20 protein-coding genes and 1 tRNA gene are annotated in these 20,370 nt (G+C 74.8%); 10 read left to right on the plus strand and 11 right to left on the minus strand.

Features of this window, described 5'->3' with window-relative positions; all coding sequences use genetic code 11:
- The first annotated feature begins 49 nt into the window (after positions 1–49).
- Positions 50–1,669 (plus strand): Na+/H+ antiporter, encoded by a 1,620-nt coding sequence (locus ASG36_RS09215; protein ID WP_055763021.1) that lies wholly within the window; start codon positions 50–52, stop codon positions 1,667–1,669.
- Here ASG36_RS09215 and ASG36_RS09220 read toward each other — a convergent pair.
- Genes ASG36_RS09220 through ASG36_RS09235 form a run of 4 tightly spaced genes read right to left on the minus strand, consistent with a single transcriptional unit; the run spans position 1,618 to position 5,274 of the window.
- Positions 1,618–2,427, minus strand: a complete 810-nt coding sequence (locus ASG36_RS09220) for a carbon-nitrogen family hydrolase (RefSeq protein WP_055763024.1) — start codon at positions 2,425–2,427, stop codon at positions 1,618–1,620. The two genes, ASG36_RS09215 and ASG36_RS09220, sit on opposite strands and share 52 nt — an antisense overlap.
- The gene (locus ASG36_RS09225; RefSeq protein WP_055763027.1) at positions 2,424–3,599 is read right to left on the minus strand and encodes a pyridoxal phosphate-dependent aminotransferase; all 1,176 of its coding nucleotides are present in this window, start codon (positions 3,597–3,599) and stop codon (positions 2,424–2,426) included. Before ASG36_RS09225 ends, ASG36_RS09220 begins: the two co-directional genes overlap by 4 nt.
- A complete protein-coding gene (locus tag ASG36_RS21895) occupies positions 3,596–3,871 on the minus strand; it encodes a hypothetical protein (protein WP_157498746.1) in 276 nt (91 codons plus the stop codon). Before ASG36_RS21895 ends, ASG36_RS09225 begins: the two co-directional genes overlap by 4 nt.
- Complete coding sequence (locus ASG36_RS09235; RefSeq protein ID WP_055763033.1) at positions 3,868–5,274, minus strand: RNB domain-containing ribonuclease; 1,407 nt, start codon at positions 5,272–5,274, stop codon at positions 3,868–3,870. Before ASG36_RS09235 ends, ASG36_RS21895 begins: the two co-directional genes overlap by 4 nt.
- Positions 5,275–5,338: 64 nt before the next feature.
- Here ASG36_RS09235 and ASG36_RS09240 point away from each other — a divergent pair, with 64 nt between their 5' ends.
- Complete coding sequence (locus ASG36_RS09240) at positions 5,339–6,184, plus strand: Fpg/Nei family DNA glycosylase (protein ID WP_055763036.1); 846 nt, start codon at positions 5,339–5,341, stop codon at positions 6,182–6,184.
- A 12-nt stretch (positions 6,185–6,196) separates the two neighbouring features.
- Here the strand turns inward: ASG36_RS09240 and ASG36_RS09245 are convergent, their stop codons facing one another.
- From ASG36_RS09245 to ASG36_RS09265, 4 genes are all read right to left on the minus strand, one after another.
- Positions 6,197–6,412 carry an RNA-binding S4 domain-containing protein gene (locus ASG36_RS09245; RefSeq protein ID WP_055763039.1) on the minus strand — a complete coding sequence of 72 codons (216 nt, stop codon included), beginning with the start codon at positions 6,410–6,412 and terminating at the stop codon, positions 6,197–6,199.
- 5 nt (positions 6,413–6,417) lie between these two features.
- Positions 6,418–7,122 (minus strand): MOSC domain-containing protein, encoded by a 705-nt coding sequence (locus ASG36_RS09250; RefSeq protein WP_055764850.1) that lies wholly within the window; start codon positions 7,120–7,122, stop codon positions 6,418–6,420.
- Complete coding sequence (locus ASG36_RS22305; protein WP_200944419.1) at positions 7,119–8,981, minus strand: alpha/beta hydrolase fold domain-containing protein; 1,863 nt, start codon at positions 8,979–8,981, stop codon at positions 7,119–7,121. Before ASG36_RS22305 ends, ASG36_RS09250 begins: the two co-directional genes overlap by 4 nt.
- A gap of 67 nt (positions 8,982–9,048) precedes the next feature.
- A complete protein-coding gene (locus tag ASG36_RS09265) occupies positions 9,049–9,681 on the minus strand; it encodes a hypothetical protein (protein ID WP_055763042.1) in 633 nt (210 codons plus the stop codon).
- Positions 9,682–9,792: 111 nt separating this feature from the next.
- On the opposite strand from ASG36_RS09265, the gene ASG36_RS09270 reads away from it, so the two are divergent.
- The gene (locus tag ASG36_RS09270; RefSeq protein ID WP_055764854.1) at positions 9,793–10,197 is read left to right on the plus strand and encodes a DUF1707 domain-containing protein; all 405 of its coding nucleotides are present in this window, start codon (positions 9,793–9,795) and stop codon (positions 10,195–10,197) included.
- A gap of 52 nt (positions 10,198–10,249) precedes the next feature.
- On the opposite strand, the gene ASG36_RS09275 is transcribed toward ASG36_RS09270, so the two are convergent.
- A tRNA-Leu gene (locus ASG36_RS09275) sits at positions 10,250–10,335 on the minus strand.
- Between the two features lie 175 nt (positions 10,336–10,510).
- On the opposite strand from ASG36_RS09275, the gene ASG36_RS09280 reads away from it, so the two are divergent.
- The 7 genes from ASG36_RS09280 (at position 10,511) to pknB (ending at position 19,533) form a co-directional block, all read left to right on the plus strand.
- Positions 10,511–11,398 carry a DUF3662 and FHA domain-containing protein gene (locus tag ASG36_RS09280; RefSeq protein ID WP_055763045.1) on the plus strand — a complete coding sequence of 296 codons (888 nt, stop codon included), beginning with the start codon at positions 10,511–10,513 and terminating at the stop codon, positions 11,396–11,398.
- On the plus strand, positions 11,395–11,859 hold the full coding sequence (locus ASG36_RS09285) for an FHA domain-containing protein (RefSeq protein ID WP_055763048.1): 465 nt from the start codon (positions 11,395–11,397) through the stop codon (positions 11,857–11,859). The genes ASG36_RS09280 and ASG36_RS09285 overlap by 4 nt, the downstream gene beginning before the upstream one ends.
- A complete protein-coding gene (locus tag ASG36_RS09290; protein ID WP_055763051.1) occupies positions 11,856–13,250 on the plus strand; it encodes a PP2C family serine/threonine-protein phosphatase in 1,395 nt (464 codons plus the stop codon). Before ASG36_RS09285 ends, ASG36_RS09290 begins: the two co-directional genes overlap by 4 nt.
- Complete coding sequence (locus ASG36_RS09295; protein WP_055763055.1) at positions 13,250–14,698, plus strand: FtsW/RodA/SpoVE family cell cycle protein; 1,449 nt, start codon at positions 13,250–13,252, stop codon at positions 14,696–14,698. The genes ASG36_RS09290 and ASG36_RS09295 overlap by 1 nt, the downstream gene beginning before the upstream one ends.
- Positions 14,695–16,146 (plus strand): penicillin-binding protein 2, encoded by a 1,452-nt coding sequence (locus ASG36_RS09300; RefSeq protein ID WP_055763058.1) that lies wholly within the window; start codon positions 14,695–14,697, stop codon positions 16,144–16,146. Before ASG36_RS09295 ends, ASG36_RS09300 begins: the two co-directional genes overlap by 4 nt.
- Entirely contained in the window at positions 16,146–17,648 is a 1,503-nt protein-coding gene (locus tag ASG36_RS22895) for a serine/threonine-protein kinase (protein WP_055763061.1), read from the plus strand. The genes ASG36_RS09300 and ASG36_RS22895 overlap by 1 nt, the downstream gene beginning before the upstream one ends.
- 109 nt (positions 17,649–17,757) lie before the next feature.
- Positions 17,758–19,533: a Stk1 family PASTA domain-containing Ser/Thr kinase gene (gene pknB, locus ASG36_RS09310; RefSeq protein WP_055763064.1), complete on the plus strand. Its 1,776-nt coding sequence runs from the start codon at positions 17,758–17,760 to the stop codon at positions 19,531–19,533.
- Between the two features lie 18 nt (positions 19,534–19,551).
- On the opposite strand, the gene ASG36_RS09315 is transcribed toward pknB, so the two are convergent.
- Together ASG36_RS09315 and ASG36_RS22310 are read right to left on the minus strand one after the other, a co-directional pair.
- On the minus strand, positions 19,552–20,214 hold the full coding sequence (locus ASG36_RS09315; protein WP_055763067.1) for an aminodeoxychorismate/anthranilate synthase component II: 663 nt from the start codon (positions 20,212–20,214) through the stop codon (positions 19,552–19,554).
- A complete protein-coding gene (locus tag ASG36_RS22310; RefSeq protein WP_200944420.1) occupies positions 20,211–20,369 on the minus strand; it encodes a hypothetical protein in 159 nt (52 codons plus the stop codon). The genes ASG36_RS09315 and ASG36_RS22310 overlap by 4 nt, the downstream gene beginning before the upstream one ends.
- Between the last annotated feature and the right edge of the window lies 1 nt (position 20,370).

Here is a 20,370-nt window from a genome sequence, read left to right on the forward strand (position 1 = left end):
TGGGTGAACTCTCGTCCCAGGGGCGTCCGGAGGGGGAGGATCACCGGTCGTGCGTGCACTCGAGGTGGTCGTCGTCGTCGGCGTGCTGGTGCTCGCCGGCTCGGTGCTGGCCCGCCGGGTGCGGCTGCCCCCGCCGCTGGTGCTGCTCGCCCTGGGCACCGTCGTCGGGTTCCTGCCCGGGGTCGGCGGGGTGGAGATGCCGCCGGACGTCGTGCTGTTCCTCTTCCTCCCGGCACTCCTCTACTGGGAGTCGCTGACCATCTCGCTGCGGGAGATCCGGGCGAACCTGCGAGCGATCACGCTGCTGTCCATCGGGTTGGTGCTGGCCACGGCGGGCACCGTCGCCGTCGTCGCGCACGCCCTCGGGCTGTCCTGGCCGATGGCGTTCGTGCTCGGTGCGGTGCTGGCCCCGACCGACGCCACCGCGGTGGCCACGGTGGCCTCGCTGCTCCCCCGCCGGGCCCGCACGATGCTGCGCGCGGAGAGCCTGGTCAACGACGGCACCGCGCTGGTGGTCTTCGGCGTCGCCGTCGGGGTCGCGGTGGGCACGCTGGACGTCGGCCCGCTCGGGGTGGCCTGGCGGCTGGTCGGCTCCTACGCCGGGGGCATCGCGGTCGGCCTGGCGCTGGCGTTCCTGGTCGTCGAGGTGCGCCGCCGGCTGCACGACACCCGGCTGGAGAACGTGATGAGCGTGCTCACCCCGTTCCTGGCCTACCTGCCGGCCGAGCTGCTGCACGCCTCCGGGGTCGTCGCCGTGGTCACCTGCGGGCTGACCCTGACCCAGATCGCCTCCCGGGTGGTCTCGGCGCGCACCCGGGTGCAGTCGGCCGGGTTCTGGACGCTGACCACGTTCCTGCTCAACGGGTCGCTGTTCGTGCTGGTCGGGCTGGAGCTGCACGCCGTGGTGCAGGACCGCTCGGCCGACGAGGTGTGGACCGGAGTGGTCGCCACCCTGTGGATCGCGCTGACCGTCGTCGGCACCCGGCTGGTCTGGGGCAACACCACGCCCTACCTGATCCGGCTGCTCGACCGCCGCCCCGCGCAGCGCCTGCGCCGGGTCGGGTTCCGCGGCCGGCTGCCAGGTCAGTGGGCCGGGTTCCGCGGCGCGGTGTCCCTGGCCGCGGCGCTCGCGGTGCCGACGACGACGGCGTCGGGCGAGCCGCTGGAGGGCCGCGACCTGGTGCTGCTGGTGACCTTCGGGGTCATCGTCGTCCTGCTGGTCGTGCAGGGGCTGACGCTGCCGGCGGTCATCCGCTTCTCCCGGCTGCAGCAGGACCCGGCCGAGGAGGAGGAGCGGTCGCTCGCCGAGCGGGAGGCGACCCGGGCCGGCGCCGAGGCGCTGGACGCCCGGGCGGCCGAGCTGGGCGTCCCGCCGGCGGTGGTGGACCGGGTGCGGGAGGCCTACGAGACGCGGATGCGCCAGCAGCACCTGGAGGAGGTGCTGGCCGACGGCCGGGTGACCGACCCCGACCACCGGGCGGCCAAGCGCCGGGTGCTCGACGAGCTGGCCGTGGAGCAGCAGCTGCGGCTGGCCCTGCTGCACGACAAGCGGGAGGCCGTCGTCCGGCTGCGTGACGAGCACGCCATCGACGACGTCGTCATGCGCCGGGTGATGGCTCAGCTGGACGTGGAGGAGGTCCGGTTGCTCGGGGTCGAGGCCGACGACTGAGGCCGCCGGTCGGCCATGAACCGGAACCGGTCGCGCACCCGGGCGACCTCGGCGGCGTCGACGTCGGCGAGCAGGACCGTCTCGCCCTCGGCGGCGGTGGCCAGCAGCTCCCCCAGCGGGCTGACGATCCGGCTGTCCCCGACGTGCTCGGTGCCGTCGCCCGCCGTCCCCACGCGGTTGCAGCCGACCACGTAGGCCTGGTTCTCGATCGCCCGGGCCTGCAGCAGCGTCTGCCAGTGCAGCCGGCGGGCGGCGGGCCAGTTGGCCGGCACCAGGTAGACGTCGGTGTCCGGCGCCAGCGCCCAGAACTCGTCGGCGAAGCGCAGGTCGTAGCAGACGAACAGGCTGATCCGCAGGCCGCCGACCGTCACGGTGACCGGCTCCGCACCGGCCCGGTAGCGCTCGTGCTCGCCCGCGAAGGTGAACGGGTGCAGCTTGCGGTAGCGGTGCACCTCGCCGTCCGGGCCGGCCAGGACGAAGGAGTTGAACGGCCGCGGGTCGTCCTCGGCGACCTCCGCGCACGAGCCGCCGACCCACACGCCGTGCTCGGCGGCCTGCGCCTGCAGCCACTGCGCCGACGAGCCGCCCTCGGGCTCCCCGATGCCCGGGGTCATGGAGAACCCGGTGGAGAACGTCTCGCTCAGCAGCACCAGGTCGGCCCCGGCCCCGACGGCGTGCGCGACCTGCGGGGCGAGCCGGGCGTGGTTGGCCTCCCGGTCCTCCCAGACGACGTCGTGCTGGACGGCGGCGATCCTCATGCGGTCAACCTCCGGCTGGCCTCGAGGAGGACCTCGTCGCGCTTGCAGAACGCGAACCGGACCAGGTGCCGGCCCAGGTCGGCGTGCTCGCGGGTGTAGAACGCCGAGCTGGGGACGGCGACCACCCCCACCCGGTGCGGGAGCTCCCGGCAGAACTCCAGCCCGTCGCCGGGGACCCGGACGGTGGCGAAGTAGGTGGCCTGCGGACTCACCACCGGCAGGCCGGCCGCGGCGAGCCCGGCGACCAGGAGGTCCCGCTTGCCCTCGAGGTCGGCGGCCAGCGCGGTGAAGAACGCGTCGGGCAGCCCGAGCCCGGCGGCGATGGCCGGCTGGAACGGGCCGGCGTTGACGTAGGTGAGGAACTGCTTCGCCGTCCGCACGCAGGTGACGAGCTCGGCCGGGCCACACACCCAGCCGACCTTCCAACCGGTGGTGGAGAAGGTCTTGCCGCCGCTGGAGACCAGCAGGGTGCGCTCGCGCATCCCGGGCAGGGTGGCCAGGGAGACGTGCTCGCTGCCGGCGAAGACCAGGTGCTCGTAGACCTCGTCGCAGACCACGACCAGGTCGTGCTCGACCGCGAGGTCGGCGACCAGCTGCAGCTCGGTGCGGTCGAACACCTTGCCGGTCGGGTTGTGCGGGGTGTTGAGCAGCAGCAGCCTCGTGCGCGGGCCGACCGCGGCGCGCAGCTCGGCCTCGTCGAAGGTCCACGGCTCGGTGCTGACCCCGTCGACCACCGCCGGCGGGCGGAGCGGGACGGGCACGAGGACGCCCCCGGCCATCGCGATCCCGGCGGCGTAGCTGTCGTAGACCGGCTCGAAGACGACCACCTCGTCACCGGGGTCCAGCAGCCCCAGCATCGCCCCGGCCAGGGCCTCGGTGGCCCCGGCGGTGACCAGCACCTCGGTGTCGGCGTCGTAGGCGAGGCCCCGGAAGCGCTGCACGTGGGCGGCGATCGCCTCGCGCAGCACCAGCAGGCCCGGGCCCGGCGGGTACTGGTCCAGGCCGGTGCCGATCGCGGCGCGGGCGACGTCGAGCACCTCCGGCGGGCCGGGGGTGTCCGGGAAGCCCTGGCCCAGGTTCACCGAGCCGGTGGCCACGGCCAGTGCGCTCATCTCGGCGAAGACCGTCGTCCCGAAGCCCTGCAGCCGGGCGGCCAGGTGCGGGGTGCTCATGCCGGGGAGCCTCCCAGCCGCACCTTGCCGAGCACGTCCGGGGGCACCACCCAGGGCCGGTCGGGGTAGCGGTCGAGCACGACGGTGACCTTCGAGCGGCCCAGCGAGGCGATCACGCCGACCTCGCCGCCGAGGTAGGCGGGCACCCCCCGGCGGGTGCGGGTCGGGGCGATGCGGACCCGGTCCCCGACGGCGATCGGCTCGTCGCGGTAGTCGGTGAACGGCGCGGCCACCGGGGCCGGAACCTTCTTGCGGGGGCGGGCCGGGCTCACGCGGCCTCGAAGCGCACCGTGCGGGTGGCCGGGTCGGCAGCGGTGAGCCGCACCCGCGCCACCTCACCGGGGGTCAGTGCGCCGTCGCAGCGGGCCTGCACGGCGAGGTCGGGCAGCACGACGGTGGAGCGCTTGCCGTCGGAGTCCAGCACCACCGCGTCGAACACCTCGCCCACCCGGCCGGCCAGCAGCGTCGCCTCGGTGGCGTCCACCACGGCCCGTTCGACGTCCCGGGTCCGCCGGTCCGAGGCCGCCATGAGGCCCGGCAGCTCGGGCAGGACCGCGCGCAGCTCGTCACCCGGACGTCGGCCGGCCGCCAGCGCCAGGCACACCTCGGTGCCGAACCGGTCGACCAGCCGGCGCAGCGGGGCGGTGACGTGGGCGTAGGGGCCGCCGACCCCGCCGTGGCCGGGCTCCGCGGGCGGCTCGCCGTCGAACGCGGTGTAGGCCGCGCCGCGCAGCAGGGACGCCGCGGCGTCCAGGAACGCGGCGTGCTGGGGCCGGCCCGGGTCCAGCGTGGCGATCACGTCGCCGGGGCCGGCACCCTCGGGCCAGGTCACCCCCAGACCCGGGGCCAGCCGCCGCAGCGCGGCGACGTCCCGCTCGGCGGCCGGGGGCAGCGTGCGGAGCACCCCGATCCCCCCGTCGAGCACCAGCCGGGCCGCACACCGGCCGGTGAGCAACGAGATCTGCGCGTTCCAGCCCTCGACGTCGGACTGGCCGCGGAACTCCACCCGCCACGTGCCGTCGGGCAGCGCCTCGACCTCCTGGGACGGCGTGCCGAGCTCGATCGCGCCCCGCTCCCGGGCCCGGGCCTGCAGCAACCGGCCGATCTCGGGCAGCAGCTCCAGCGACGGCGGCACCTGCGTCCCGACGGTCGCGTAGTCCAGCTGCTCGCGGCTGCGCACCCGGGCGCGGTGCAGGTCGACCGCGGTGACCTCGCCGTCGGCGTCCAGGTCGATGGTCCACAGCGCGGCCGGGCGGAGCTGGTCGGGCAGCAGGCTGGCCGCGCCCTCGGACAACTGCGGCGGGTGCAGCGGGACCCGCCCGTCGGGGAGGTAGAGGGTCTGGCCGCGGCGGCGGGCCTCGGCGTCGATCGCGCTGCCCAGCGGCACGAAGGCGCCGACGTCGGCGATCGCGTAGCTCACCCGGTAGCCGGCGCCGGACCGGGCCAGGTGCACGGCCTGGTCCAGGTCCTTCGCGCCGGGCGGGTCGATGGTGACCAGCGGCAGGTCGGCGGCGTCGACGTACCGGTCGTCGCCTCGACCGCCGGGCGGGTCCGCGGCCACCCGGTCGGCCTCGGCCAGCACCTCGGCCGGGAACGCGTCGGGGACGCCGAACTCCGCCGCGATCGCCGCGGAGTCGAACCGGCCGGGGACCCTCAGCACACGACGCACGGCCATGCGGCCACCGTGGCACAGGGCCCGCCCCGGTTCCACGTGGAACCGCGCCGGGTAGACAGGGCGCATGCCCGAGGGACACATGATCCACGTCGACGCCCGTCGGTTCGACGAGGCGATGGGCGGCCACGTGGTGCACACCGACAGCCCGCAGGGCCGCTTCGCCGAGGGCGCCGCCGCGCTCGACGGCCGCACGCTCAGGAGCACCGAGGCCTTCGGCAAGAACCTGTTCCTGCGGTTCTCCGGCGACTCCCCGCAGTTCCTGCACGTGCACCTGGGCCTGATCGGCGGCTGGACCTGGTGGGACCACGACCACCAGCAGCTCTCCGGTCGCCCGGTGGTCAACGCCGACTCCAGCAACGTGCGGCTGCGGCTGCGCTCGGGGCGGGGGACGGCGGAGCGCTCGGCCGAGCTGCGCGGGGCGATCACCTGCACGCTGGTCGACGAGGAGGGCGTGGACCGCGCGGTCGCCAAGCTCGGCCCCGACCCGCTGCGCGAGGACGCCGACCCCGACGTCGCCTGGGCCAAGGTGCGGAAGTCGAAGAAGCCGATCGGCGGGCTGCTCCTGGACCAGGGCGTGACCGCCGGCGCGGGGCTCATCTGGCGGGCCGAGGTGCCGTTCCTGGCCGGGGTCGACCCGCACCGCCCCGGGGTCGACGTCACCGAGGACGAGTTCACGACGATGTGGACGCAGATGCGCCGGGTGATGCAGGCCGCCGTGGAACGGGGCGGGAAGGAGGTCACCACCGACCCGGCCGACCGCCCGGAGACCGACGGCCACGTCTCCCGGGACGACGCGTTCTACGTCTTCCGCCGGGACGGCGAGCCCTGCCTGCGCTGCGGCACCGAGATCCGTGTCGCCGAGATGGGCACCCGCAAGGTCTGGTGGTGCCCCGTGTGCCAGCCCCGCTGACGGGGTCCTTCGTCAGGCGATGCGGAAGTCGCCCAGGCCCTCGACGGTGACGACGTCGCCGCTGCGGAGCTGACGGCCCCGGCGTTCCTCGGCCTCGCCGTTGACCGACACGTCGCCGCTGGTCAGCACGTCCTTCACCTGCGCACCGGTGGGGACGGCGTCGACCAGCTTCAGCAGCTGGCCCAGCCGGATGACGTCCTCACCGGGGCGGAGCTCGACGGTCTGCACGGGGGTCAGTCTCCCCGCAGCTCGTCGCCGGCGGCGATCCGGCCCGGGGTGACGGGCACCGCGCCGACCGACAGCGTGCCGTCGTGCTCGCGGTGGATGGTCTTCAGCACCCCGGTGTCCCGGCCGATCCCGCCGGGCTGCGGGCGGGTGGTCATCACGCAGCGGTCCACGTGCATCCCGACGTCGAGCACCGTGGTGCCCAGCCGCACCCGGCTGCCGACCAGCGCGTCCTCCCCCGACCCGTCCAGCAGCACGTTGGCCCGGAACCGGCGGGGTGCCCAGTCCCGGGTGGAGCCGGTGGACAGCAGAGTGACCCGGGCGCCGGCGTTGTCGTGGAACGCGCCGTCCGCGCCGGCGAAGGGGTCCCAGCGCGACTCGGTCTCCAGGTCGGCCGGGTTCTCGTAGTGCCGCTCGCCGCTGAAGGAGGCCGGTCGCAGCTGCACCGGGCGCCCGACCCAGGACGAGAGGACGGCGTCGTCGTCGGTGACCGTGCCGTCGGGCAGCACCACCTCGGGGCGGTCGCCCACCAGCCGGGCGGAGGCGAACAGCAGGTCGGGCACCCGCCGGGCGGTGAGCCCGAAGCCGGTCGCCCTGTCGAACAGCGCCCAGCCGCGGTCGCCGGCGATGCCCTCCACCCCGACCTCCGCCTGGGTCAGCCGCTCGCCCTGCAGCGACTTGACCGGGTAGCGCCAGATCTCGAGCACCCTCACGCGGGCCGCCAGATCAGCGTCCAGGTGCCCGCCCACGACTGACCCGCGGGGAGCACCACGAGGTCGGCGTCGTCGGCCAGCGCGTTCGGCGGGCAGGTCATCGGCTCCACGGCCAGGCTGCGCCGGCGCTGCCCCTCGGGCAGGGTGTCGCCGCTGTACACCTGCAGCCACGGCCACTGCTGGTCCACCGCTAGCTCCAGGGCCCCGGCCGGACCCGACAGCCGCACCCGCGCCCACCCGTCGTCGTCGCGGACCAGGTCGGTCAGCGGGATGTCCAGCTCGGTGTCGGCGATCCGGCCGACCGCGCCGTCGAACGGACTGCGGCCCCCGGTCGGCAGGCCGCCGTCGACGTCCAGGGACGTGCGCGCGGGGACGTCGAGCACGCCCAGCCCGATGTCCCCGTCGGCCTCGGCGCCCACGTGCAGGTAGGGGTGCATGCCGACCCCGAACGGGGCGTCGTGCGTGCCCACGTTGCGCACCCGGACGGTGACCGACAGCCGGTCGGGGTCCAGCCGGTAGTCCAGCGCGACGGCCAGCCGGAACGGGTAGCCCGAGCGGGGCTCCAGCACGGTGCCGACGGTGACGGTGTCCTGGGTGCGGGACAGCACGTCGAAGGGCTGCCAGGACAGCAGGCCGTGCATGGCGTGCCCGCCCGGCCCGGCGGTGTCCAGCTGCAGGTCGGCGCCCTCCCAGCTCCAGCGCCCGTCGCGCAGCCGGTTCGGCCAGGGCAGCAGCAGCCCGCCACGCCGGCCCTTCGGGACGACGCCGGTGGGGTAGCCGTCCAGGACGTCCCAGTCGCCGACGGCGAGCCGGCGCAGCCCGCCACCGCGCAGGTCGACCGCGACCCGGGCGTCCCCGCGCTCCAGCCAGGCGCCGAGGGGTTCGGTGGTCGGCCACGGCTCGGCGTCCGGGGTGGCCCCCGGCGTCCCCAGCAGGTCGGCCACGACGTCGAGCACCTCCGCCCGGCGCACCGCGGCGGCCGGGGCGACCTCGGTGAGCCCGAAGTAGCCGTGCACCAGGCCGGGGCCGGGCAGGTGGACGACGGGGACGCCGGCGGCGGCGAGCTCGACGGCGTAGGTGTCGCCCTCGTCGCGCAGCGGGTCGAACTCGGCGGTGGCGACGACGGCCGGCGGCAGCCCGGTCAGGTCGCTGCCCAGCGGGGACACGAGCGGGTCGGTGGCCAGGTCACCGGGGACGTACCAGTCGTAAAAGGTGCGCATGTCCCCGCGCTCGAGGAAGAGCCCGCTGCCGTTCTCCTCCACCGAGGGCATCGACTGGGCGGGGTCCAGGCCGGGGTAGGCGAGCAGCTGGGCGGCCAGCACCGGGCCGCCGGCGTCCCGGGCCCGGATGGCGACCCCGGCGGCCAGCCCGCCCCCGGCGCTGTCGCCGCCCACCACCAGCGGCGCGGTCGGCCAGCGGCGGGCGGCCCACTCGACGGCGGCGTAGCAGTCGTCCAACGGCGCGGGGTGCGGGTGCTCGGGGGCCAGCCGGTAGTCCACCGCGACGACGGTGGCGCCCAGCCGGTTGGCCACCGCCCGGCAGACCGGGTCGTGGGTGTCGAGGTCGCCGACCGCCCAGCCACCCCCGTGCAGCCAGACGACGACCGGCCGCGCCGCGCCGCCCTGCACCCGGCCCAGCCCCGAGCGGTAGACCCGCAGCGCCAGGTCGCCTCCGGGGCCGGTGATCGTGCGGTCCTCGACGTCGGCGACCGGCTCGGGCCGGTACCCGTCGCCACGTCGGACCAGCGAGAGCCGCCGGTAGCGGTCCCGGTCGGCGACGGCGTCCCCGGTCACCAGGGGCGTCCAGCCGCCCTCGACCAGACGCTCGAGGAACGGGGGGAAGTGCGGGTCGAGCGGCACGGTCGGACTCCCAGGGGTGGTGTGGCCTGCGGTCAGCTCACCACGGGCCGACCCGCGCGGCGAACGCTCAGGCCAACGGGTCCTCCGCGGCCGGCAGCAGGGAGACCCGGACGAGGGCGGCGGCGAACCGGGCCAGCTCGTCGCCGTCCACCAGACCGGCCAGCGCGGCTGCCTCGGTCGGCAGCCCGACCCGCTCGGCACCGCGGGTGGCGCGCTCGTCGAGGTACGGGCGCACCCACGGCCACACCTGCTGCACCTCGCGCAGGAACACCGAGGCGCCGGTCGGGCCGATGCCGGGGAAGTCCTGGAGCAGGGCGGCCGCGGCGTCGACGTCCCCGTCGGCCTCGGCCGCGAGCCCGCGCAGGTCGCCGTGCCACCGCTCCTGCACCTGCCCGGCGAGCTCGCCGAGCTGGCGGGCGGTGCGCTCGTCGTAGCGGCGGTAGTGGCCCCGGCCCAGCGCGTCGACCCGGTCCTGCCAGCTCGCCTCCAGGGTGTGCGCCGGGGTCGTCTCCCCCGCGGCCAGCAGCTCCCGGGTCGCGGCGACGGCGATGTCGGCGGAGATCCGGGCCGACAGCAGCTCGGCGAGCACCAGGAGCTGGAACAGCGGGGCGGGGGTGTCGGCCAGCCGGATGCCGGCCTCCTCGGCGTAGCCGGTGCCGTGCAGCTCGAGCACCCGGGCGGCGGTGTCGCGATCGGTCATGGGGGCTCGCTACCCGGTGACGGCGGGCAGGGCACATCGGTGACAGACGTCAGTGGTGCCGGAGGGGGTGCGCGGCGAAGACTCGTGACCATGCCCACCAGGGAGGTCACCGTGTCCGAACCCCAGCTGCGTGCCGCCGACGCCGACCGCGCGTCGGTCGCCGAGGTCCTCGGGACCGCCCTGCACGAGGGCCGCCTGCAGGTCGAGGAGTACGACGAGCGGCTGACCGCCGCCTACGCCGCCCGCACCCACGGCGAGCTGGCCGCGCTGACCGCCGACCTCCCCGCAGCCCGCCCGACACCGCCGGCCCCGCAGGACGCCCCGGACGACGACCCGGTGGACCTGCGCAACGCCTGGCGCGGGTGGATCACCGTCGCGGCGATCGTCTGGACGGTGTACCTGGCCACCACGATCGGCACCGGTCAGCTGCTCTACCCGTGGCCGGTGTGGGTGGTGGGCCCGTGGGGGGTGGCCCTGCTGGCCCGCACGGTCACCACCCGGCGCCGCACGGTCTGACCCCCCGGAGACGACGAGAGCCCCCACCCGACCCGGGTGGGGGCTCTCGTGCTGGTGGGCAAGGGGGGAGTTGAACCCCCACGTCCTCTCGGACACACGGACCTGAACCGTGCGCGTCTGCCATTCCGCCACTTGCCCTGGCGAGGGAGGACACTACACGGGGCTCCGCGGTGCTCCGCCGGGTGGGTTCGGGACCTGCCGGGTCCACCGAGAACACCGGGGAGTCGCAGGCTCACCGACCGGACTCGGCCACCGTCCCCGGTTACGATCGGCCACCAGTCAGTGGGAGGTCAACCGAGCGTAGGGAGCGACTGTGGGCGTGCTGCAGCGCTTCGAGCGACGTCTCGAGGGCATGGTCGGGCTGGCCTTCGCCCGGGTCTTCAAGGGCAAGGTCCACCCCGCCGAGATCGCCAAGGCCCTCCAGCGCGAGGCCACCGAGCAGCGCAAGGTGATGGGCGAGGGCCGGGTCCTGGTGCCCAACGTCTACGCCGTCCGGCTGGGCCGCACCGACTACGACAACCTCTCCGAGTGGTCCGAGCAGCTGGCCGCCGAGCTCGCCGACATGGTCGCCGAGCACGTGGCCGACGAGGGCTTCCAGACCTTCGGCGACATCCAGGTCTCCCTGGAGCTCGACGAGGAGCTGCACACCGGGGTCTTCGAGGTCGCCTCCAGCGTGGCCGACCCGTCCCGCCCGGCCCGGTCGCAGGCCCGCGCCTCGGCGGTCTCCGCGGGGCTCTCCGACGACTGGGGCGGCCCGGTGCCCGGCCACGGCGCCCCCGCACCCGCCGCGGCCCCCGGCGCGCCCCCGGTGCCCGGCCGGCCGCCGTTGCCCCCGCTCCCGCCGCTGCGCGGGCGCACCCCCGACACCGGCGCGGCGCCCTCGGTGATCGGCCGCTCGGGCCAGCGCCCCGGCGTCACCCACGTCCTGGTCGTCGACGGCCCGGGCACCCGGCACGTGCTCACCCCGGGCAGCAACGTGATCGGCCGCGGCACGGAGGCCGACGTCCGGCTGCCCGACACCGGGGTCAGCCGCAAGCACGTCGACGTCGTCCTCGAGGGCCCGGTCGCCGCCGTCCAGGACCTCGGTTCGACCAACGGCACCCTGGTCAACGGCCGCCGGGTCGGCCGCCAGCCGCTGGCCGACGGCGACGTCATCCGGATCGGACACTCGGTGCTGGTCTACCGGCAGGACGGCGCATGACCGCGGAGATCGTGCTGCAGGCCTTCCGGTTCGGGTTCCTGCTGCTGCTCTGGCTCTTCGTCTTCGCCGCCTTCCGGGTCGTGCGCGCCGACCTGTTCGGCGGGCGCACCGGCCGGGTCGCCTCGGTCCCCCCGCGGGCGCAGGCCGGCAAGAAGCGTGGTGGCCCGCGCGCGCTCAAGACGCTCTTCGTGACCGCCGGCCCGCTCTCCGGCACCAAGATCACCCTGGGTGAGCAGGCCATCCTGATCGGCCGTGCCGACGACTCCACCCTGGTCCTCACCGACGACTTCGCCAGCTCCCGGCACGCGCGGCTGACCAACCGCGGCGGCCAGTGGTACGTCGAGGACCTCGGCTCCACCAACGGCACCTACCTGGACCAGCAGCGCGTGCAGGGTCCGCTGCTGGTGGCCCCGGGACAACCGATCCGGATCGGACAGACCGTGCTGGAGCTCCGTTCATGACCCTCGCGCTGCGCTACGCGGCGCGGTCGGACCGCGGGCTGATCCGCGGCAGCAACCAGGACTCGGTGTACGCCGGGCCCCGGCTGCTGGCCGTCGCCGACGGGATGGGCGGGCACGCGGCCGGCGACGTCGCCAGCAAGGTCGTCATCGCGGCGCTGGAGCACCTGGACGACGACGCCCCCTCCGGGGACATGCTGCAGCTGCTGCGCGGGGCGGTCTTCGACGGCAGCGAGCACCTGCGCGAGGTCATCCGGGAGTCCCCCCAGCTGGAGGGCATGGGCACCACCCTCACCGCGGTGCTCTTCGCCGGCGGCCGGCTCGCGCTGTGCCACGTCGGTGACTCCCGCGCCTACCTGGTGCGCGACGGCCAGCTGAACCAGATCACCCACGACGACACGTTCGTGCAGACCCTGATCGACGACGGCCGGATCACCGCCGACGAGGCCAACAGCCACCCGCAGCGCTCGCTGCTGCTGCGTGCCCTCAACGGGCAGGACGTCGAACCCGACCTCTCCATGCGCGAGGCCCGCGCCGGCGACCGCTACCTCATCTGCTCCGACGGCCTGTCCGGCGTGGTCAGCCACGAGACCATGGCCGACGCGCTGCACGACCCCGACCCGCAGGCCACCGCCGACCGCCTGATCGAGCTGGCGCTGCGCAGCGGCGGCCCGGACAACATCACCGTGATCGTGGCCGACGTCGTCGACGACGACGGCAGCTCCCGGATGGACCCCGTCGTCGACGGCGCCGCCGGGGACAACCGCGGCCAGCGCGAGGTCGATCCCCGCTCGGCCGCCGGCCGGGCCGCGCTGGCCGACCCCCGACCGGCGACCCCCACGGCGACCGCCACCACCTCGGCCCCGGTGCAGCGCCGCCGGCCGCTGCGCACCGCGCTCATCGCCCTGGGCACCGTGCTGGTGCTGGCCGCGGCCTCGGTCGGTGCCTTCCTGTTCGTGATGAGCCACTGGTTCGTCCGGTCGGTCGACGAGGGCGACGTCGCGGTCTACCGCGGGGTCAACGCCTCGCTGCTGGGCCTGGACCTCTACCGGCTGGACACCCCCACCGAGCTGTCCCTGACCGACCTCACCCAGGCCGCCCGCAGCCGGGTAGTCGACGGGATCGAGGCCGGGGACCGCGAGGACGCCGACCGGATCCTGGCCAACCTGCTCGAGCAGCGGCTGCCGGTCTGCAGCACCCCGGAGAGCACCCCCGAGAGCACCCCGGCCACCACCAGCGCCGCGCCGACGACGACGCCCGCGCCGACGGGCACCCCCGTGGACCCCAGCGCGAGCGCCGTCCCGACGACGACCGCGGCACCCAGCACCACGACCAGCCCGTCGACGTCCGCCCGGACGCAGGAGCCGGGAGTGGACTGCCGGGTGGCGGGCTGATGGCCGCCTCCGCTGCCCAGGGACCCGCGCAGGGACCGGGCACCGACCCGAAGCAGGCCGCCCCGGGCATCGCCGTCCCGCCCAAGCGCCGCAACACCGAGCTGGCCATGCTGGGCTTCGCGGTGCTGATCACGCTGGCCGCGCAGTGCATCGTCGACATCACCGTCACCGGCGCCATCAGCCCCGAGCTGGCCACCTTCGGCGGCTGGTTCACCGGCATCTGGGTGGCCGCGCACCTCGTCGTCCGGAAGTTCGCGCCCTACGCCGACCCGCTGCTGCTGCCCTGCATCGCCCTGCTCACCGGGCTGGGCCTGGTGATGATCCACCGGCTGGACATCGCCGCCAACGCCCTCGGCGAGGCCGTCACCACCCGCGAGGACGCCCCGACCCAGCTGCTGTGGGCCACCGTCGGCCTGGTGTTGTTCGTGGCCGTGCTGCTGGTCGTCCGCGACCACCGGGTGCTCTCCCGGCTGGCGTACACGATCGGCCTGGTCGGCATGGTGCTGCTGGCGATCCCCGCGCTGCTGCCCGCCTCGATGAGCGAGGTCAACGGCGCCAAGATCTGGATCCGGGTCGCCGGCTTCTCCATCCAGCCCGGTGAGTTCGCCAAGATCTGCCTGATCGTCTTCTTCGCCGCCTACCTGGTCGACAAGCGCGACGTGCTCGCGCTGGCCAGCCGCCGGGTGCTCGGCCTGGAGATCCCCCGGGCCCGCGACCTGGGCCCGGTGCTGCTGGCCTGGGGCCTGTCGATCCTGGTGCTGGTCTTCGAGCGCGACCTGGGCAGCTCGCTGCTGCTGTTCGGCATCTTCGTGGTGATGCTCTACGTGGCCACAGAGCGCGCGTCCTGGCTGGTCATCGGCGTGCTGCTGTTCGCCGCCGGGTCGAGCCTGGCCTACCAGCTCTTCGGCCACGTCCGGGTCCGGGTCGACACCTGGCTGGACCCCTTCGCCTACGCCGACACCGGCGGGTACCAGATCGTCCAGTCGCTGTTCGGCCTCGGCACCGGCGGCATCTTCGGCGCCGGCCTCGGCGGCGGGCGCCCGGACCAGGTCCCGGTGGCCAAGAGCGACTTCATCGCCGCGGCCCTCGGTGAGGAGCTGGGCCTGTTCGGCCTGGTCGCCGTCGTCGTGGTCTACCTGGTGCTGGTCGAGCGCGGGCTGCGCACCTCCCTCGTCGTCCGGGACGCGTTCGGGAAGCTGCTGGCCGCCGGGCTGGCCTTCGCCGTCGCCTGGCAGGTCTTCGTCGTCCTCGGCGGGGTGACCGGGCTGCTGCCCCTCACCGGCCTGACCACGCCCTTCGTCGCCTACGGCGGCTCGTCGCTGGTGGCGAACTTCGGCCTGGTCGCACTGCTGGTGCGGATCAGCGACGCCGCGCGGCGTCCCCCGACGGCCGCCGCACCCGCCCCGCCCAAGCTGGGCGAGGCACCCACCGAGGTGGTGAAGCGGTGAACGCCCCGCTGCGCAAGGTCGCGATCAGCGTGCTGGTGCTGTTCACCCTGCTGATCCTCAACGCCAACTACATCCAGGTCGTCCGGTCCTCCGAGCTGCGCGACAACCCGCGCAACACCCGGATCCTGGCCGAGGAGTACGACCGGGAGCGCGGCTCGATCGTGGTCGACGGCAACCTGGTCGCCGAGTCCGTCGAGACCGACGACACCCTCACCTACCTGCGCCAGTACCCCCAGTCCGAGCTGTACTCGACGGTCACCGGGGCGTACTCGCTGGTGTACGGCAACACCGGGCTCGAGCGCGCGGAGAACGAGATCCTCTCCGGCTCCGACGCCCGGCTGACCTTCCGCCGGCTCGCCGACCTGTTCACCGGCCGCGACCCGGCCGGCGGCAACATCGAGCTCACCCTCGACCCGGCCGCCCAGCAGGCCGCGGTCACCGGCCTGGACGGGGTGGACGGCGCCGTCGTCGCCCTGGACCCGCAGACCGGCGCCGTGCTGGCCATGGTCAGCAGCCCCGGCTACGACCCGGCCCAGCTGTCCAGCCACGACCCCGAGGCCATCCGGGCGTACTCGGCCAGCCTGGACCAGCTAGACCCCGACCCCCGGGTGAACACCACCATCGCCGAGCGCTACTCACCCGGGTCGGTGTTCAAGCTGATCACCTCGGCCGCGGCGCTGGAGGACGGGTACACCCCCGACACCGTCGTCCCGGCCCCGCAGCAGTACACCCTGCCGGGCACCAGCCGGCCGCTGAACAACTTCGGCGGCGAGGCGTGCTCGGGCACCGGCGAGCAGCCGCTCATCGACGCCCTCACCATCTCCTGCAACACCGCCTTCGCCCAGCTCGGCGTCGAGCTCGGCGAGGACCGGATCCGGGAGACCGCCGAGTCCTTCGGCCTGGACACCGGCGGCTTCGAGATGCCGCTGGCCGTCGCGGAGAGCACGGTCGGCGACATCGAGGGCGACGCCCAGCTCGCGGTGGCCTCGATCGGTCAGCAGAACGTGCAGATCACCCCGCTCCAGGGGGCGATGATCGCCGCTGCGATCGCCAACGACGGGGACCTCATGCAGCCCTACCTGGTGGACCAGGTGCAGGCACCGGACCTCACCGTCATCGACCAGACCGAGCCGGAGGTCCTCAGCGAGGCGGTCTCCTCCGACGTCGCGAGCCAGCTCCAGGAGATGATGGTCAGCGTCGTGAAGAACGGCTCCGGCCGGCGGGCCCAGATCGACGGGGTCACCGTGGGCGGGAAGACCGGCACCGCGCAGACCACCGCCGACGGCGACGACAACCAGTGGTTCGTGGGCTTCGCCGGCCCAGACGGCGACCCCTCGATCGCCGTCGCGGTCTTCGTGCAGGGCGGTCAGGGCACCGGCGGCGACCTCTCCGCGCCCGTGGCCCAGCAGGTCATGAGCGCCTACCTCGCCGGACAGGGTGGCAACTGATGGCACTGCGCGTGGGCAGCCTGCTCGCCGACCGGTACGAGATCACCGCCCCGGTCGCCACCGGCGGCATGGGCGAGGTCTGGAAGGCCACCGACCGCACCCTTGGCCGCACGGTGGCCGCCAAGGTGCTCAAGAGCGAGTACACCGGCGACCCGGCCTTCCTCGAGCGCTTCCGCAACGAGGCCCGGCACACCGCCGCGCTCACCCACCCCAACATCGCCTCGGTCTACGACTACGGCGAGACCACCGACGACGACGGCCGCGCGCTGGCGTTCCTGGTGATGGAGTTCGTCGAGGGCGAGCCGCTGGTGAGCATCCTCGACCGCGAGCACACGCTCACCCCCCAGCGCACCCTCGACGTGCTCGCCCAGGCCGGTGACGGGTTGTCGGCCGCGCACCGGGCCGGCGTGGTGCACCGCGACATCAAGCCGGGCAACCTGATGGTGCGGCCCGACGGCGTGGTCAAGCTGACCGACTTCGGGATCGCCTGGGCCCGCGACGCCGCCCCGCTCACCCGCACCGGCATGGTCGTGGGCACCGCGCAGTACCTCTCCCCCGAGCAGGCGCAGGGCTTCGGGGTCACCTCGGCGTCCGACGTCTACTCCCTGGGCGTGCTGGGCTACGAGTGCCTGGTCGGCAACCGCCCCTTCGACGGCGAGTCGCAGGTCGCGATCGCCCTGGCCCAGATCAACCGCCCCCCGCCCCCGCTGCCGGACTCCGTGCCGGCCCCGGTGCGGGCGCTGATCGAGAAGGCACTGGCCAAGGACGCCGCCGCCCGCTTCGTCGACGGCGGGGACCTGGCCGACGCCGCGCGGGCCGTCGCTGCCGGGGGTCCCGGACCGGCCACCGCTGCCGCGACCACCCAGATGATCCCCGCGGTCGAGGACGACGCGGACGGCCGCACCCGGGCCATCGGTGCCGCGGGTGCCGCCGGCCTCGGCGCCGGGGCGATCGCCGGTGCCGCCGCGGCCCGGGCCTCCCGGGGCCCGGACACCGCCCCGCGCACCATGCCGCCCCTCCAGGGCCCGCCCGTCGGCGAGGACCCGTACGCCTACCGGGACGACGAGCCCCGGCGCCGGCGCTCCCCGTGGCCCTGGGTGATCGCGGTGGCCGTGGTGCTCTTCGTGATCGGCGCCGTCGTGGCCTTCACCCTGCTCAGCGGCAACGACACCGGCGAGGACACCGACCCGGGCCCGAGCACCACCGCCCCGGCGACCACGACCTCCGCCCCGGCCACCACCACCTCGGCACCCGAGACCACCGCCGAGGAGACCACCGAGGCCCCGCCGCCGGAGGAGACCGAGGAGGAGACCACCGAGGCACCCCCGCCGGCGACCACCACCCAGGCGCCGACGACGACGCGGCCGCCAGCGACGACGACCTCCCGGCCGTCGGCGACGACGACAGCGACCACGACGACGACGCCCCCGGTCGACACCGGCACACCGGTCGACCCGGGCAACGGCAACGGCACCCCTGGGCCCCCCGTGACGCAGCCGTGACCGCGCTCCCCCGCGCCGCCCGGGCCACGACGCCCCGATCGCTTACGCTCCGCCCGACCACCGCCACGCTCCCGGGACCGCATGCCCGAGCCGCCCGAGAGGACCTCCGATGACCACCCCGCAGGTGCTCGGTGAGCGCTACGAGATCGGTGGCGTCCTCGGCCGTGGCGGGATGGCGGAGGTGCACCGCGGCCGTGACCTGCGGCTGGGCCGCGAGGTGGCGGTCAAGGTGCTCCGGCACGACCTCGCCCGCGACCCCTCGTTCCAGGTCCGCTTCCGTCGCGAGGCGCAGGCCTCGGCGTCGCTGAACCACCCGGCGATCGTCGCGGTCTACGACACCGGCGAGGACCGCACCACCACGGGCGCGACGCCCTACATCGTCATGGAGTACGTCGAGGGCGAGACGCTGCGCGACGTGCTGCGCCGCGAGGGCCGGCTCTCCCCCGAGCGGGCCATGAGCCTCACCGCCGACATCTCCGCGGCGCTGGACTTCTCGCACCGCAACGGGATCGTGCACCGGGACGTGAAGCCCGGGAACGTGATGATCACCCCGCAGGGCACCGTCAAGGTGATGGACTTCGGCATCGCCCGGGCCGTCTCGGACTCCGCGGCCACCATGACGTCCACCGCCGCCGTCATCGGGACCGCGCAGTACCTCTCCCCCGAGCAGGCCCGCGGCGAGGGTGTCGACGCCCGCTCGGACGTCTACTCCGCCGGCTGCCTGCTCTACGAGCTCGTCACCGGGGCCCCGCCGTTCACCGGTGACTCCCCGGTGGCGGTGGCCTACCAGCACGTGCGCGAGGACCCCCGGACGCCGTCCTCGATCAACCCCGAGGTCCCGCCGGAGCTCGACGCCATCCTGCTCAAGGCGATGAGCAAGAACCCGGCCAACCGCTACCAGTCCGCCGCCGAGATGCGCGCCGACCTGCTCCGCGCCGTCGCCGGCCAGCGGGTCGAGGCCACCCCGGTGATGGGCGACGCCGAGCGCACCTCGTTCATCGGGGCCGGCGGCTACCCCGGCCACGACGACCAGTGGGACGCCGACGACGAGGCGCACGCCAAGCGCCGCCGCCGCGGCATCATCGCCCTCGTCGTCGCCGGCGTCCTCGTGCTCGTCGGCCTGGTCGCCCTGCTCATCGCGCTCAACAGCGGCGGCGGGGACGACGACACCCCGGCGGCGCCCACCGTCGTCACCGTCGCCGTGCCCGACGTGGTCGGGCAGGACCAGGCCGCGGCCACGGCCGCCCTGCAGGCCGAGGGCCTCACCGTGGGTGCCGTGACCAGCGAGCCCGACGACACCGTCGAGACCGGCCAGGTCATCCGCACCGACCCCGCCGCCGGGGAGACCCTGGACGAGGGGTCCGCCGTTGCGCTGGTGGTCTCGGCCGGACCCAACCCCATCACCGTGCCCCGCGTGGTCGGCCTCACCGAGGACGACGCCCGGGCCAACCTGGAGAGCCAGGGCTTCACCGGCAGCATCAACAGCCAGCAGGTGGAGTCGTTGCAGGACGAGGGCACCGTGGTCTCGGTGGACCCGGCCGCGGGTCAGCAGGTCGCCCCCGACACCTCGATCACGCTGCAGATCTCCACCGGGACCATCGCGCTGCCCGACGTGGCCGGTCAGGACCAGGCGACCGCCGAGACCACCCTGCGCACGGCCGGGCTCACGGTCATCACCCCGCAGAACGTCGAACGCGACGACGTCGCCGCCGGCACCGTGGTGAGCACCGAGCCCGGCGCCAACACCCAGGTCACCGCGGACACAGAGATCACGGTCCTGATCGCCGTCCCCACCCCGACCCCGACGGAGACGACGGCGCCCACCGGGACGCCGACCGCGACCCCGACGGGCGTCATCCCCATCCCCGGCCAGCCCCAGGACTGACGAGGAGGGCGCTCCTCGTCAGCCGACGGCGGTGAGCAGGCGCTTGGCCGAGGCGCTGGCGGACTCCACCAGGGCGGGGTCGGGCGCCAGGCCGCAGCTCTCCAGCCAGGTGGCCAACAGCTGGTGGCCGCCCTCGGTCAGCACCGACTCGGGGTGGAACTGCACGCCCTCGATCGGCAGGTCGCGGTGCCGCAGGGCCATCACGATGCCCGACGGCGTCCGGCCGGTGACCTCGAGCTCGGCGGGGAACGTCGAGGACTCCACCGCCAGCGAGTGGTACCGGGTGGCGGTGAAGGGCGAGGGGAGCCCGGCGAGGACGCCGGCGCCGTCGTGCACGACCTGGCTGGTCTTGCCGTGCAGCAGCTCCGGGGCCCGGACGACGTCCCCGCCGAAGGCCTCGGCGATCGCCTGGTGGCCCAGGCAGACGCCCAGCACGGGCACCCCGGCCTCGGCGGCCGCACGCACCATCGGGACGGTCACGCCGGCGTCGACGGGCGTGCCGGGGCCCGGGGACAGCAGCACCCCGGCGACGTCGAGGTCGGCGAGCTCGGCGGTGGTCACCGCGTCGTTGCGCCGCACGATGCTGGGCACGCCGAGCTGACCCAGGTACTGCACGAGGTTGTAGACGAAGCTGTCGAAGTTGTCGACGACGAGGACGGGTCGTCCGGTCGGTTCGGTCACTGGTCCACCGTCACGTCGTTGAAGGGCAGCGAGGGCTCGATCGCCGGGAACACCACGAACAGCAGCAGCGCGCAGACCGCGAGGACCAGGACGAGTGCCTGGACCGCCTTGAGTCCGGTGCTGCCGGGGAGGTGCCGCCAGATCCAGGTGTACACG

Origin of the sequence: Geodermatophilus sp. Leaf369 (assembly GCF_001424455.1) — a bacterium.
In the GTDB taxonomy this organism is placed as follows: domain Bacteria; phylum Actinomycetota; class Actinomycetes; order Mycobacteriales; family Geodermatophilaceae; genus Klenkia.